The sequence below is a fragment of the Amycolatopsis sp. NBC_00348 genome (assembly GCF_036114655.1).
Lineage (GTDB): Bacteria > Actinomycetota > Actinomycetes > Mycobacteriales > Pseudonocardiaceae > Amycolatopsis.
In genome coordinates this window covers 5896278-5908429 of the sequence record NZ_CP107994.1, presented here as the reverse complement: position 1 = coordinate 5908429, position 12152 = coordinate 5896278, and the positions used below count along the sequence as shown (strand labels likewise).

Here is a 12152-nt window from a genome sequence, read left to right as displayed (position 1 = left end):
ATGGTCCGTGACGATGCTGGTGATGACGGGGACCGGGACCGGGGTCGGCAAGACGATCTCCACGGCGGCGATCGCGGCGCTGGCGGTGGCCGGCGGGCAGCGGGTGGCGGTGCTGAAACCGGCGCAGACCGGGGTCGGCCCCGACGAGCCCGGTGACCTCGCCGACGTCGTCCGCCTGGCCGGGGCCGAGGTGACCACGCGCGAGCTGCGCCGTTATCCCGACCCGTTGTCGCCCGAGGCCGCCGCCCGCCGCAGCGGCCTGCCGACGCTCGACCCGGGCGAGATCGCGCGGGCGGCGTCCGACCTCGACACCGACCACGACCTGACGCTGATCGAGGGCGCGGGCGGCCTGCTGGTGCGGTTCGACGCCGCCGGGTCGAGCCTCGCCGACGTCGCCTGGTCGCTCGGTTCGCTGGTGATCATCGTGGCCGAGGCCGGCCTGGGCACGCTCAACGCGACCGCGCTGACCGCCGAGGTCGCCACGAAGCGCGGGCTGACCGTCGCCGGGGTGATCATCGGCTCCTGGCCGGCCGAACCGGACCTCGCGGCGCTGTCCAACCTCGAAGACCTGCCGGTGGCGGCCGGGGCGCCGCTGCTGGGCGTGCTGCCCGCCGGGCTCGGCACCGCGTCCCCCCAGGAGTTCCTGGAGGCGGCGCGGGCCGGGCTCTCGCCGTGGTTCGGCGGCGAGTTCGACCCCGAGCTGTTCACCGGACGGGCGTCCGCCCAGAAGTGACCTGCGTCGCTGTCGCCTCGACCGCGCTTCGTGCACGATGAGAGACGCTTTCCGCACCACCACGACCAAGGAGACGCCCGTGACCGCAGTCCCGGACACCGATGTCCTCGCCTACGCGCGCGAGCAGGTCCTCGAAAACGGCGTCGGCCTGGGTGAGGCCGAGGTCCTCGAGCTGCTGCGGCTGCCGGACGACCGGCTCCCCGACCTGCTCGCCTTGGCGCACGAGGTGCGGATGCGCTGGTGCGGCCCCGAGGTCGAGGTCGAAGGCATCATCAGCCTGAAGACCGGCGGCTGCCCCGAGGACTGCCACTTCTGCTCGCAGTCCGGCCGCTTCCCGACGCCGGTGCGCTCGGCGTGGCTCGACATCCCGAACCTGGTCAAGGCCGCCCGGCAGACCGCCGAGACCGGCGCGACGGAGTTCTGCATCGTCGCCGCCGTCCGCGGGCCGGACAAGCGGCTGCTTTCGCAGGTCCGCGAGGGCGTGAAGGCGATCCGCGAAGACGGCAACGACATCCAGATCGCCTGCTCGCTGGGCATGCTCACGCAGGAGCAGGTCGACGAGCTCGTCGAGATGGGCGTCCACCGCTACAACCACAACCTCGAGACGGCGCGGTCGCACTTCCCGTCCGTCGTCACGTCGCACACCTGGGAAGAGCGCGCGGACACGCTCCGGATGGTCGCCGCGGCGGGCATGGAGGTCTGCTGCGGCGGGATCATCGGCATGGGGGAGACGATCGAGCAGCGCGCGGAGTTCGCCGTGCAGCTGGCCGAGCTGAGCCCGCACGAGGTGCCGATGAACTTCCTCATCCCGCAGCCCGGGACGCCGTACGAGCACTACGAGATCGTCGAGGGCAAGGACGCACTGCGCACGGTCGCGGCGTTCCGCCTGGCGATGCCGCGCACGATGCTGCGCTTCGCCGGCGGCCGTGAGCTGACGCTCGGTGACCTCGGCGCCGAGCAGGGCATGCTGGGCGGCATCAACGCGATCATCGTCGGCAACTACCTGACGAACCTGGGCCGCCCGGCCAGCGCGGACCTGGAGATGCTGGACGAGCTCAAGATGCCCATCAAGGCCCTCAGTGACAGCCTCTGACGCGGTTTCCGCGACCTACTGCGTCCACTGTGGACAGGAGTCGCCGGGTGGCACGGACCACCCGGCGTGCCACAACCCGCGCACGGCGCTGGAGCCACCGCGGTTCTGCACGTACTGCGCGCGCCGCCTGGTGGTCCAGGTGAGCCCGCTGGGCTGGACGGCGCGCTGCAGCCGTCACGGCGACACGGCGAGCGGCTGACGCCCACTTCTCCGGAGTGCCGTGAAGGCCTCCTTCCCGGCTCTTATGGCCGGTAAGGAGGCCTTCACGGCTTTTGCGGCCGGCCTCCGGAGCCGGGCCGGCGGGTGAGTGCCGCCGACACGGTCGGCGGCTGACGTTCCTCGCACACCGACCGGTTACGCTCGGTCGACACGTGTTGCAGGAGGGAGTCCGGGTGAGTGAGTCGTCGGGCCCCGCGCACCGGCCGTCGGCCGTGCCGGGACCGTGGTCCGTGCCTGTGCTGTTCCGGGAGCGGCAGCCGCGGGTCGTCGTCAAGGCCGACCTGCTGCCCGCCGTGAGCGTGCTCGGCACCCTCAGCGTCCTGAGCTTCCCGCTCGCCTTCCTGTGGTCGCGGATCGCGCCGCCGGAGCGCGTCCGGATCATCGCCTCCGACGGCACCCAGGGCGCCCTCGAACTCGAGAGCTGGCACCGCTTCGACGACCTCGCGATCTTCGGCTTCCTGACGCTGGGCCTGGGGATCGTCGTCGGCGTCGTCGCGTGGCTGATGCGCGAGCGCCGCGGGCCGGTCGTCTTCCTCGCCGCCGTGCTCGGGGTCGCGCTCGCGAGCGCGCTGGCCATGCTGCTCGGCGTCGGCTGGGCCAACAGCCACTACACGATCGACAGCGCGCCGGCGCTCGGTTCGGTGATCGAGCTGGCGCCGCGCCTGGAGTCGTGGTGGGTGCTGATCACCGGCCCGTTCGGCGTCGCCCTGGCCTACAGCCTGCTCACGACCTGGAACGGCCGGGACGACCTCGGCCGCCGGCTCGGCTGAGCGTTCCCTAGGCTGGCCCCCTCGAAAACCACAGGGGGTTTCAGCAGTGACCGAGGACATCGAGATATCGCGGCACAACGCCGTCCGCTTTCCCGGCATCAGCCCGCGCGCCTACGAGCACCCCGTGGACCGCGGCGCGCTCGCCACGCTGCGCGCGGTGCCGGGGTTCGCGCAGGTCGTGAAGGCCGTTTCGGGGTTCTACAACGAACGCGGCGAGCGGCTGATGGCGCTCGCGTCGTCGATCCGCGTCGGGCCGAAGCAGTACCCGGAGCTGGAGAAGCTCCGCCACGAGTGCGCCGAGACGCTGGACCTGCCCGCGGTGCCGAACGTGTTCGTCTACCAGGACCCGCGGGTCCAGGCGTCGGCCGTCGGCATGGACGAGCCGTTCATCCGGCTCAGCACCGGGCTCGTCGAGCTGATGAGCCCGGACGCGCTGCGGTTCGTGCTGGGCCACGAGATGGGGCACGTGCTGTCCGGGCACACCGTGTACCGCACGATCATGGTGCGGCTGATCAGCCTGCAGCTGTCGATGTCGTGGACGCCGGTCAGCGCGCTCGGCATCCGCGCGATCATCGCGGCGCTGCGTGAGTGGTACCGCAAGGCCGAGCTGTCCTGCGACCGCGCGGGCCTGCTCTGCAGCCAGGACCCGACGGCCGCGCTGCGCGCCCAGATCCAGGTCGCCGGCGGCATCGACCCGGCCCGCATCGACATCCCGTCGTTCCTGCAGCAGGCGACCGAGTACGAGTCGGTCGACGACATCCGCGACAGCTTCCTCAAGCTCCGCTACGTCGAGACGGAGTCGCACCCGTTCGCCGTGGTCCGCGCGGCGCAGCTGCAGAAGTGGGCGGCGTCGGCGGAGTACCGCGCGATCCTGGCCGGTGACTACCCGCGCCGCGACGACGACAGCCCGACGGCCGACTGGAAGGACGACCTGAAGTCGGCGGCGAAGGCGTACAAGGACTCGTGGAGCGCGTCCGCCGACCCGCTGACGAAGGTGTTCAGCGACGTCGGCGAGACGGTGTCCGGCGCCGCGGGCAAGGTCTGGAACAAGTTCGGCAACGGGTCGCCGAGCGAGTCCTGACGCGCCTCAGTTCAGGCTGGCCGGGCGGCTCAGATCGGTGAGCTCGCCCGGCGGCAGGGGCACCGCACCGAGCGTGTTCAGGAAGCCGGTCTCGCGCGTCAGCAGGCGGCAGGCGATGCGCAGCCGGCGCAGCGGGTGGCGTTCCTCCAGCAGCCGCTGGCGGTCTTCGAGCGGCAGCAGGCAGTCCGCGGCCAGCAGGTAGGCGAGGTCTTCGAGCGCGGCGTCGGCTTCCGGTTCGACCCAGTCGTCGCTGCGCCACGCCGTTTCGCAGTAGCGCTGGTGCGCGGTGCGCGCGACGGCGGCCAAGCGCTCGGCGACGCCGCCGCTGGGCGCCACCGGCTCGTCGTCGACCCACTCCACCGAGGCGATCAGGTACGGCGCGGACGTGCAGTCGAGCTCCCGCAGGCGGAAGCGGCGCTGGGCCAGCGTCACGACGTCGAACCGGCCGTCGGGCAGGCGTTTCGCCTCGCGCAGCACCGTGCTGCAGCCGATGTCGTACAGCTGGTCCAGACCACGCACTTCGCGGGTCAGCGACGAGCGCAGCGCGACCACGCCGAACTCGCGCCCCGGCACGGTCCCGCTCACCAGGTCCGCCGTCAGCTGCCGGTACCGCGGTTCGAAGATGTGCAGCGGGAGGCGGGTGCCGGGCAGCAGCACGGTCTGGAGCGGGAACAACGGCAGGATTGTCGTCGTCGCGTCACTTTCCGATTCCGGCTCGGTCACGCGTCCCACGGTAAGGGGAGAACGGGTCCGGCGCAGTGTGATACCCGGGGCTTCGCCCCGGGGCCGGGGGCTCCGCCACCCGGACCCCCGAAAGAAATTGGTGGGTCACCGGTTCGGCGGCTTGAACACCGCGAACGGATCGGTGATCTGCATGCCCTTGCCGGCGAAGGAGAACAGGGCCGCGGGACGCCCGCCGGCCCGCCCCGGCGGCGCGGTGTGGCCCGTCGGGACCAGCAATCCACGCCGGGAAAGCACGCGCTGGAGGTTCGTCGCGGACACCTTGTAGCCCAGCGCGGCCGAGTACAGGCCGCGCAGCGCCGACACCGTGAACTCCTCGGGCGCGAGGGCGAACCCGAGGTTCGTGTAACAGAGCTTCGAGCGCAGCCGGTCGCGGGCGCGCAGCACGATCGACTCGTGGTCGAACGCCGTGCGCGGCAGCTTCGCGACGTCGTGCCACTCCGTGTCCTCGGGCACCTCCGGGTCGACGTCGGAGGGGACCAGGGCGAGGAACGCGGTCGCCACCACCCGCGGGCCGGGGACGCGGACCGGGTCGCTGAACACCGCGAGCTGCTCGACGTGCTTGAGCTGGCGCACGTCGACCTTCTCCTTGAGCTGGCGCCGGACGGACGTCTCGACGTCCTCGTCGGGCCGCAGCCGCCCGCCCGGCAGCGACCAGCGGCCGAGGTGCGGGTCGAGCGCGCGCCGCCACAGCAGGACCCGCAGTGTGTCCGAGCGCACTTGCAGTACCGCTCCCAAAACCTCGTGGGCCAGGGGGGTCTGGGTGTTAAGATGACTTCGCACGGTTTTCGATTATAAGGCGAAAACCGGAGAAAGGTCCAGGAGGGCCAGATGACCACCACGTTGGTTCCGGAAGGTCTCACGCCGTTCGGCGGCGTCGAGGCGAACGCGGCCTGGGCGGAGGAGGTGCGGCGCCTGGCGAAGCAGCGCGACGCGGTGCTGCTCGCGCACAACTACCAGCTCCCCGAGATCCAGGACATCGCCGACCACACCGGCGACTCGCTCGCGCTCAGCCGCATCGCGGCGAGCAGCGACGCGTCCACCATCGTCTTCTGCGGCGTGCACTTCATGGCCGAGACCGCGAAGATCCTGGCCCCGGAGAAGACCGTCCTGATCCCCGACGCGCGGGCCGGCTGCTCGCTCGCCGACTCGATCACCGGCGCCGAGCTGCGGGCCTGGAAGGCCGAGCACCCGGGCGCCGTCGTCGTCTCCTACGTCAACACCACGGCCGAGGTGAAGGCCGAAACGGACATCTGCTGCACGTCCTCGAACGCGGTCGACGTCGTCGCGTCCATCCCCGCTGACCAGGAGGTTCTCTTCCTGCCGGACCAGTTCCTCGGCGCGCACGTCAAGCGTGTCACCGGCCGGGACAACATCCACATCTGGGCCGGGGAGTGCCACGTCCACGCCGGGATCAACGGCGCGGAGCTGGCCGAGCGCGCGGCCGAGGACCCGGAGGCGGACCTGTTCATCCACCCCGAGTGCGGCTGCGCGACGTCGGCGCTCTACCTGGCCGGCGAGGGGGCGGTGGCGCCGGAGCGGGTCAAGATCCTCTCGACCGGCGACATGGTCCACGAGGCCCGCGACACCAAGGCCAAGACCGTGCTGGTGGCCACCGAGATCGGCATGATCCACCAGCTGCGCAAGGCGGCGCCGGACATCGACTTCCGCGCGGTGAACGACCGCGCGTCCTGCCGGTACATGAAGATGATCACCCCGGCGGCGCTGCTGCGGTGCCTGCGCGACGGCCTGGACGAGGTCCACGTCGACCTCGAAACGGCGTCCCGGGCGCGTGCTTCGGTGCAGCGGATGATCGAGATCGGGCAGCCCGGCGGCGCGGAATGAGCACGCCGGTTAATGACCCACAGGCGAAAACCCCGGTCTGGGAAGCGCGCGCCGACCTGGTCGTGATCGGCAGCGGCGTCGCCGGTTTGACCGCGGCGCTGCGGGCCCAGGCGCTCGGGCTGCACGTCCTGGTGGTCACCAAGGCGGCGGTCGCGGACGGCAACACCCGCTGGGCCCAGGGCGGCGTCGCCGTCGTCCTGGAAAACGAGCACGACCTCGACGACTCCGTGGAGAAGCACGCGGAGGACACCTTCACCGCGGGCGCCGGGCTGGTCGACGAGGTCGCCGCCCGCTCGATCCTCGACGGCGGCCCGGCCGCGATCGCGCGGTTGCGGGCGGACGGTGCCACGTTCGACTCGTCCGGAGACGGCCTGCTGGCGCGGACCCGCGAGGGCGGGCACAGCGCGTTCCGCGTGATCCACGCGGGCGGCGACGCCACCGGCGCCGAGGTCGAGCGGGCCCTGGTCGCGCAGGCCGGGCAGGCGCGGGTGCCGGTGCTCGAACACCACATCGCCGTCGACGCGCTGCGCACACCGGGCGGGCGGGTCGCCGGGGTCACCGTGCTCGACTCGGGCGGCGTGCCCGGGGTCGTCCGGGCGCCGGCCGTGCTGCTGGCCAGCGGCGGGGTCGGGCAGCTCTACCAGGCGACGTCGAACCCGGAGATCGCCACCGGCGACGGCCTCGCGCTCGCGCTGCGGGCCGGGGCGACGGTGGCCGACATCGAGTTCGTCCAGTTCCACCCGACGGTGCTCTACACGCCGGGTGCGCGCGGCCGCTGCCCGCTGGTCACCGAGGCGGTGCGCGGCGAGGGGGCGACCCTGGTCGATGGCGCCGGTGTGTCCGTGATGCACGGCGTGCACCCGCTCGGCGACCTCGCCCCGCGCGACGTCGTCTCGGCGGCGATCACCCGGCGGATGCTGACGGCGCCGGGCGGCGTCGACGACCACGTGTTCCTCGACGCCACCGGGATCGCCGGGTTCGCCCAGCGGTTCCCGACGGTGTTCGCCGCGTGCGCGGTGCTGGGGCTCGACCCGGCCCGCGACCCGATCCCGGTGACGCCGGCGGCGCACTTCTCGTGCGGTGGCGTGGTGACCACTGTGGACGGTCGCTCGTCGGTGCCCGGTCTCTACGCCGCCGGCGAGGTGGCGCGGACCGGCCTGCACGGCGCGAACCGGTTGGCGTCCAACAGCTTGCTCGAAGGCCTGGTCGTCGGGCAGCGGGTCGCGGAGGCCGTTTCGGCGGACCTCGCGGCCGGGCTGCTGGCCGATCCGTCACGCGGGCGGCTGCCGTCGTGGACGACCGCGCCGACGGCCGAGCGCGACGCGCTGCAGCGCGTGATGAGCCGGTACGCGGCGATCGGCCGGGACGCCGACGGCCTGGCGGCGGCCGGATCCGTGCTCGACTTGTCTACTCAGGACAGTCCCTTGTGGACGCACGCGGCCGTCGAAGACGCGGCGCTGACCGTGGTCGCGCAGGCGTTGCTCACCGCGGCCGACCGGCGCACCGAGTCGCGCGGCTGCCACGTGCGGACCGACTTCCCCGCGCCGGCCGAGACCTGGCGGCGCAGCCAGCACATCCGGCTCAGCCTGTCCGGTCAGCCGGTGCTGGCCGATCCGATCCCCTTGGAGGGCGTGGCATGACTTTCCCGATCTCCGAACCGGTCCTGCGCCTGATCGCCGCGTCCGGCCTCGACGTCGAGGACGTGACGCGGGTGGTCACGACGGCGCTGGGCGAGGACCTGCGGTACGGGCCCGACGCGACAACCGCGTCGACGGTGCCCGCTGACGCGATCGCCGTCGCGGAGCTGACCCCGCGGGTCGACGGCGTCGTGGCCGGCCTGCCGGTCGCGCTGGCCGTGTTCGACATGGTGCTGGGCGACGGGTACGAGGTGCTGGCCGGGCGCGAGGATGGCGACCGGCTGGTCGCGGGGGAGCCCGCGCTGGTGCTGCGCGGGCCGGTCCGCGGGCTGCTCACGGCCGAGCGCACGGCGCTGAACCTGCTGTGCCACCTCTCCGGCGTCGCCACCGCGACGGCCGCCTGGGTGTCCGAAGTGGACGGTACCGGCGCCGCGATCCGGGACTCCCGCAAGACGTTGCCGGGCCTGCGGCTGCTGCAGAAGTACGCCGTCCGGTGCGGCGGCGGCGTCAACCACCGGCTGGGGCTGGGCGACGCGGTGCTGATCAAGGACAACCACGTCGTCGCGGCCGGTTCGGTCACCGCCGCGCTGGAAGCGGCCCGGGCGCACGCGCCGGAGCTGCCGTGCGAGGTGGAGGTCGACTCGCTTGCGCAGCTGGAAGAAGCTCTGGCGGCGTCGGCCGACGAGGTGCTGCTGGACAACTTCACGCCGGAGGAGTGCGCCCAGGCGGTCGCGCGCCGCGACGACGTCTCCCCGAAGACGCGGCTGGAATCCTCTGGTGGCCTCACCCTCGACCGTGGTAAGGCCTACGCCGAGTCCGGTGTGGACTATCTGTCGGTGGGCGGTCTGACCCACTCGTCACCCGCGTTGGATCTCGGCATGGACCTTCGCTGAACGGTGTTTCCCCGTTAGACTGCCGGTGGCGGAAGTTCCTTTCCGCCACCGGTTTTCAGTCTGGGTTCGGAGGGTCGGGGTGCGGTTTCCGGCGGTGCTCGCGGTGGCGGGCCTGATGCTGACCGGTGCGCCCACGCTCGCCTTCGCAGCGCCTGAGGCCCAGTGCGCCAACCCGTCCGGCACGTACACCGGCGGCGTCCCGTGGGGGCAGCGGCTGGTCGACCCGGCGCGGCTCTGGCCGCTGACGCGCGGTGAGGGTCAGCTGGTCGCCGTCATCGGCACCGGCGTCGACGGGCAGAACTCCCAGTTCGCGCCCGGCCAGCTCGAAGGCGGCGGTGGCACCGAGGCGTCCGACTGCGACGGCCGCGGCACGATCGCGGCCGGCATCGTCGGCGCCCAGCCGGATCCGTCGACGACGTTCGCCGGTGTCGCGCCCGGCGTGCACCTGCTGCCGATCCGCTACACGCAGGCGAACGGCTCGTCCAACGACGGCGGCGACCCCGGCGCGCTGGCCGGCGCGATCGACACGGCGGTCGACCGGCACGCGGGCGTCATCCTCGTGGCCGTCCCCGCGGCGTTCGACAGCCCGGCGCTGTCCGGCGCGGTCGCGCGGGCGCGGGCGGAAGGCGCGATGGTCGTCTCGGCGGCGACGGCGACCCAGCAGGGCGCCCGGACGTACCCGACGGCGACGTCCGGGGCGCTGGGCGTCGGCTCGGTGAACCAGGCGGGCGAGCCGGTGCAGACCGAGGCGGGCGACTACGTCGGCGTCGCCGCGCCGGGCGCGGAGCTGGTCAGCACGTCGGCCGGTGCGGGCGGCGCGGTCGCGCACCGCTGGCCGGTGACGGATCCGGGCCTCGCGGCGGCGTACGTCGCCGGCGTCGCGGCGCTGGTCCGCGCGTACCACCCGGACCTGACCGGCGACCAGGTCGTCACCCGGCTGACGTTGACCGCGCACCGCCCGCCTTCCGGGGCCCACGACCCGCGGCTGGGCTGGGGCGTCCTGGACGCCTACGCCGCCGTCTCCTCGACCCTCCCCGCCGATGTCGCGCCGCCCGGTTCGGCCGTCGCCCCGGCCCCCGGCCCGGCGGTGGTCCCGGCCGCGGCCCCGGCGCGTCCGGCCTCGAACGTCGCCGCGGGCACGATCGCCCTGGCGGGCGTCGCCTTCGCGGCCGCCGCGGGAGTCACGGTGGCCGCGGTCCGCCGGGCCCGCCGTCGGGGCTGGCGCCCCTCCCGCTTCACCCCGTAACCCGTGTCGACCCTCCAATCACGAGTGTCGTCTCCTCAATCACCCGAGTCGGCTTTCCCATCACGGGCGTCCTGAACCGGGAGGGCGAACTCGCGTGCCTGAAGGGTCGGCTCGTGTGATCAGGAAGCCGACACGTGTGATTAGAGGGTCGACACTCGTGTTTGGGAGGTCGACACGAAGTGGGTTACGCGGGGACGGGGCGGGTCGAGCCGATGATCGCCACGGCGTGGCTCGCGCGGGCGACGTGGACGGTGAAGTCGGCGCCTTCGCGGCTGAAGCGGGCGATGAGTTCGCGGGCCGTGCTGCGGTCGTGGGCCTGCCAGCCGCGCTCCTCCAGGGACGGGAGGATCACCTCGGCAAGGCGGCGTTCCGGCTCGCCCGGGTTCTCCAGGCGGACGCCGTACTGCCAGCACAGGAGGTTGCCCGGCCGGGTGGGGTCGCAGTCCAGCTCGCCGTCGACCGTGGGGTCCGCGGGCGAGCCGAAGACGGCCGCGACGCTGTCGATCACGCCGGTCAGCTCGCCGGCCAGGCGGTCCAGTTCGACGCTCATCGCAGCACACCTCCGTCGTTGAGGAACTCGACGCCGTTCTCGAGGATGCCATGCGGGTCGAAGGTGCCGTCGGCGGTGGTCGGGCCGCCGGTGATGACGCGGTAGATGTTCGTCCACGACTCCGAACCCGGCTTGAGCACGTCGCTGTGCGACGACAGGCCCCACATCTCGTTGCCGGCCGCGTCGCGCCCGGTCTCCAGGTCGGTGACGCCGGGGAAGGTGTCCGGGTCGGCGCCGTGGCCGATGCCGGTCCACTCGAGGCCCCACGCGTTGCCCTGGGCGATCTGGATCGGGTCGAGCGGCGCGGTCATCGAGAACCGCTGCACGCCCGCCTGGCTCGCCGGCAGGTCGGCCGGCGACCAGACGCCGTGGCCCATGCCCGCCGACTCGACGTGCAGCACGCGGTCGACGTCGAGGCCCTGCGTCTCGGCCAGCCCGACCGTCGCGCCGCCGTAGCTGTGCCCGATCGCGGTGAGCGTGACGTCGGAACCGGCGTGGCTCGCGATCTCGCCGCGCAGGTCGTCGGTGAAGTGCTTGAGGTCCGGCGCCATCGTCTGCGCGTAGCTCGCGTCCGGCCCCTGCACCACCGGGTTCTGCGGGAAGACGCCGTCGGCCCAGACGACCATCGCGGTGCGCCCGGTCGGGTCCGCGGCCACCAGGCTGCGCCCGAGGCCGGCGTAGGCGTCGAAGTTGGACATCTGCGTGTTGACGCCGGGCACGAACAGCCCGACGTCGCGCGTGCCCGGCTCGATGTGCCCGACCAGCTCGGCGATCCGGCCGTTGCCCGACGGGTCGAACTTCAGGATCTGCCGGTTGTTCGCGAGGATGTCCTCGTACAGCTTGATCCGGGCCTGGGACGCCTTGATGTCGTCGGCGTCGGTGAGCTGAGTGAGCCGCGAGCGCTCGGCCGTCAGCGCGTCGGAGACCTTCGTGCGGTTGGCCGCGATCGCCTGGCCCCACGCGCCGGTGTCGGCCGCGCCGCCGATGCCGGCCGGGTTTCCGGCCTTGGGCAAGGGATCCTCGGGCAGCAGGGCCCGGTACATCGCGGCGACCTGGGCGTCGGCCCGCCGGTAGCCGGCCGCCGACTCGGTCAGTCCACTTTGGAGCTTCTTGGCGAGCGTGACGTCGCCGGAGAGCTTCGAGCCCAGCTCCGTCATCGTCTTCTCGAACGTCTTGGCCGCCGCCTTGGCCGCGTTGACCTGCCCGAAGGCCGTGGCCGGCACCTTCTCGCCCGCGACGGCGGACTGCGCCGAAGACAGCGCTTCCGCCCGCGAGCCGTACTCTCCCGCCGCCGTGTCGAGGCGAGCGGGGGCCACGCGATACCCGGCAGCCGTCACGGCCCGC

General features: G+C 72.9%; 13 protein-coding genes. 9 read left to right on the top strand and 4 right to left on the bottom strand.

The genetic code is table 11. The features are described from left to right. The first annotated feature begins 13 nt into the window (after nt 1-13). The 5 genes from bioD to OHS58_RS25380 all read left to right on the top strand — a co-directional run bounded on the left by bioD (nt 14) and on the right by OHS58_RS25380 (nt 3896). Nucleotides 14-733, top strand: coding sequence for a dethiobiotin synthase (bioD, locus tag OHS58_RS25400; protein ID WP_328649859.1), 720 nt, complete (start codon nt 14-16; stop codon nt 731-733). A gap of 79 nt (nt 734-812) precedes the next feature. Beyond that, nucleotides 813-1826: a biotin synthase BioB gene (gene bioB, locus OHS58_RS25395; RefSeq protein ID WP_326955073.1), complete on the top strand. Its 1014-nt coding sequence runs from the start codon at nt 813-815 to the stop codon at nt 1824-1826. Continuing rightward, the gene (bsaP, locus tag OHS58_RS25390) at nt 1813-2025 is read left to right on the top strand and encodes a biotin synthase auxiliary protein BsaP (RefSeq protein ID WP_326947346.1); all 213 of its coding nucleotides are present in this window, start codon (nt 1813-1815) and stop codon (nt 2023-2025) included. The genes bioB and bsaP overlap by 14 nt, the downstream gene beginning before the upstream one ends. A gap of 193 nt (nt 2026-2218) precedes the next feature. Continuing rightward, a complete protein-coding gene (locus tag OHS58_RS25385; protein ID WP_326947347.1) occupies nt 2219-2815 on the top strand; it encodes a DUF2567 domain-containing protein in 597 nt (198 codons plus the stop codon). 46 nt (nt 2816-2861) lie between these two features. After that, nucleotides 2862-3896 (top strand): M48 family metallopeptidase, encoded by a 1035-nt coding sequence (locus tag OHS58_RS25380; RefSeq protein WP_326947348.1) that lies wholly within the window; start codon nt 2862-2864, stop codon nt 3894-3896. Nucleotides 3897-3902: 6 nt separating this feature from the next. Here the strand turns inward: OHS58_RS25380 and OHS58_RS25375 are convergent, their stop codons facing one another. Together OHS58_RS25375 and OHS58_RS25370 are read right to left on the bottom strand one after the other, a co-directional pair. Then, nucleotides 3903-4619 carry an LON peptidase substrate-binding domain-containing protein gene (locus OHS58_RS25375; RefSeq protein WP_247062774.1) on the bottom strand — a complete coding sequence of 239 codons (717 nt, stop codon included), beginning with the start codon at nt 4617-4619 and terminating at the stop codon, nt 3903-3905. Between the two features lie 105 nt (nt 4620-4724). Continuing rightward, the gene (locus OHS58_RS25370) at nt 4725-5357 is read right to left on the bottom strand and encodes an NUDIX hydrolase (RefSeq protein WP_326955071.1); all 633 of its coding nucleotides are present in this window, start codon (nt 5355-5357) and stop codon (nt 4725-4727) included. Between the two features lie 111 nt (nt 5358-5468). On the opposite strand from OHS58_RS25370, the gene nadA reads away from it, so the two are divergent. From nadA to OHS58_RS25350, 4 genes are all read left to right on the top strand, one after another. After that, nucleotides 5469-6482: a quinolinate synthase NadA gene (gene nadA / locus OHS58_RS25365; protein WP_328644230.1), complete on the top strand. Its 1014-nt coding sequence runs from the start codon at nt 5469-5471 to the stop codon at nt 6480-6482. Continuing rightward, the gene (locus OHS58_RS25360; RefSeq protein WP_328644229.1) at nt 6479-8122 is read left to right on the top strand and encodes an L-aspartate oxidase; all 1644 of its coding nucleotides are present in this window, start codon (nt 6479-6481) and stop codon (nt 8120-8122) included. Before nadA ends, OHS58_RS25360 begins: the two co-directional genes overlap by 4 nt. Then, the gene (gene nadC / locus OHS58_RS25355) at nt 8119-9012 is read left to right on the top strand and encodes a carboxylating nicotinate-nucleotide diphosphorylase (RefSeq protein ID WP_328644228.1); all 894 of its coding nucleotides are present in this window, start codon (nt 8119-8121) and stop codon (nt 9010-9012) included. Before OHS58_RS25360 ends, nadC begins: the two co-directional genes overlap by 4 nt. 79 nt (nt 9013-9091) lie before the next feature. Beyond that, nucleotides 9092-10258 (top strand): S8 family serine peptidase, encoded by a 1167-nt coding sequence (locus OHS58_RS25350; protein ID WP_442875468.1) that lies wholly within the window; start codon nt 9092-9094, stop codon nt 10256-10258. Between the two features lie 184 nt (nt 10259-10442). Here OHS58_RS25350 and OHS58_RS25345 read toward each other — a convergent pair whose 3' ends face one another. Both OHS58_RS25345 and OHS58_RS25340 read right to left on the bottom strand, forming a co-directional pair. Next, nucleotides 10443-10808, bottom strand: coding sequence for a hypothetical protein (locus OHS58_RS25345; protein ID WP_328644227.1), 366 nt, complete (start codon nt 10806-10808; stop codon nt 10443-10445). Next, nucleotides 10805-12145: an alpha/beta hydrolase gene (locus OHS58_RS25340; protein ID WP_328644226.1), complete on the bottom strand. Its 1341-nt coding sequence runs from the start codon at nt 12143-12145 to the stop codon at nt 10805-10807. Before OHS58_RS25340 ends, OHS58_RS25345 begins: the two co-directional genes overlap by 4 nt. Nucleotides 12146-12152: the final 7 nt, after the last annotated feature.

Bases quoted from the DNA above. Each gene is read 5' to 3' on its own strand.
- OHS58_RS25345 (WP_328644227.1), bottom strand. From the start codon at position 10,808: ATGAGCGTCGAACTGGACCGCCTGGCCGGCGAGCTGACCGGCGTGATC.
- nadA (WP_328644230.1), top strand. From the start codon at position 5,469: ATGACCACCACGTTGGTTCCGGAAGGTCTCACGCCGTTCGGCGGCGTC.
- bioD (WP_328649859.1), top strand. From the start codon at position 14: ATGCTGGTGATGACGGGGACCGGGACCGGGGTCGGCAAGACGATCTCC.
- OHS58_RS25360 (WP_328644229.1), top strand. From the start codon at position 6,479: ATGAGCACGCCGGTTAATGACCCACAGGCGAAAACCCCGGTCTGGGAA.
- nadC (WP_328644228.1), top strand. From the start codon at position 8,119: ATGACTTTCCCGATCTCCGAACCGGTCCTGCGCCTGATCGCCGCGTCC.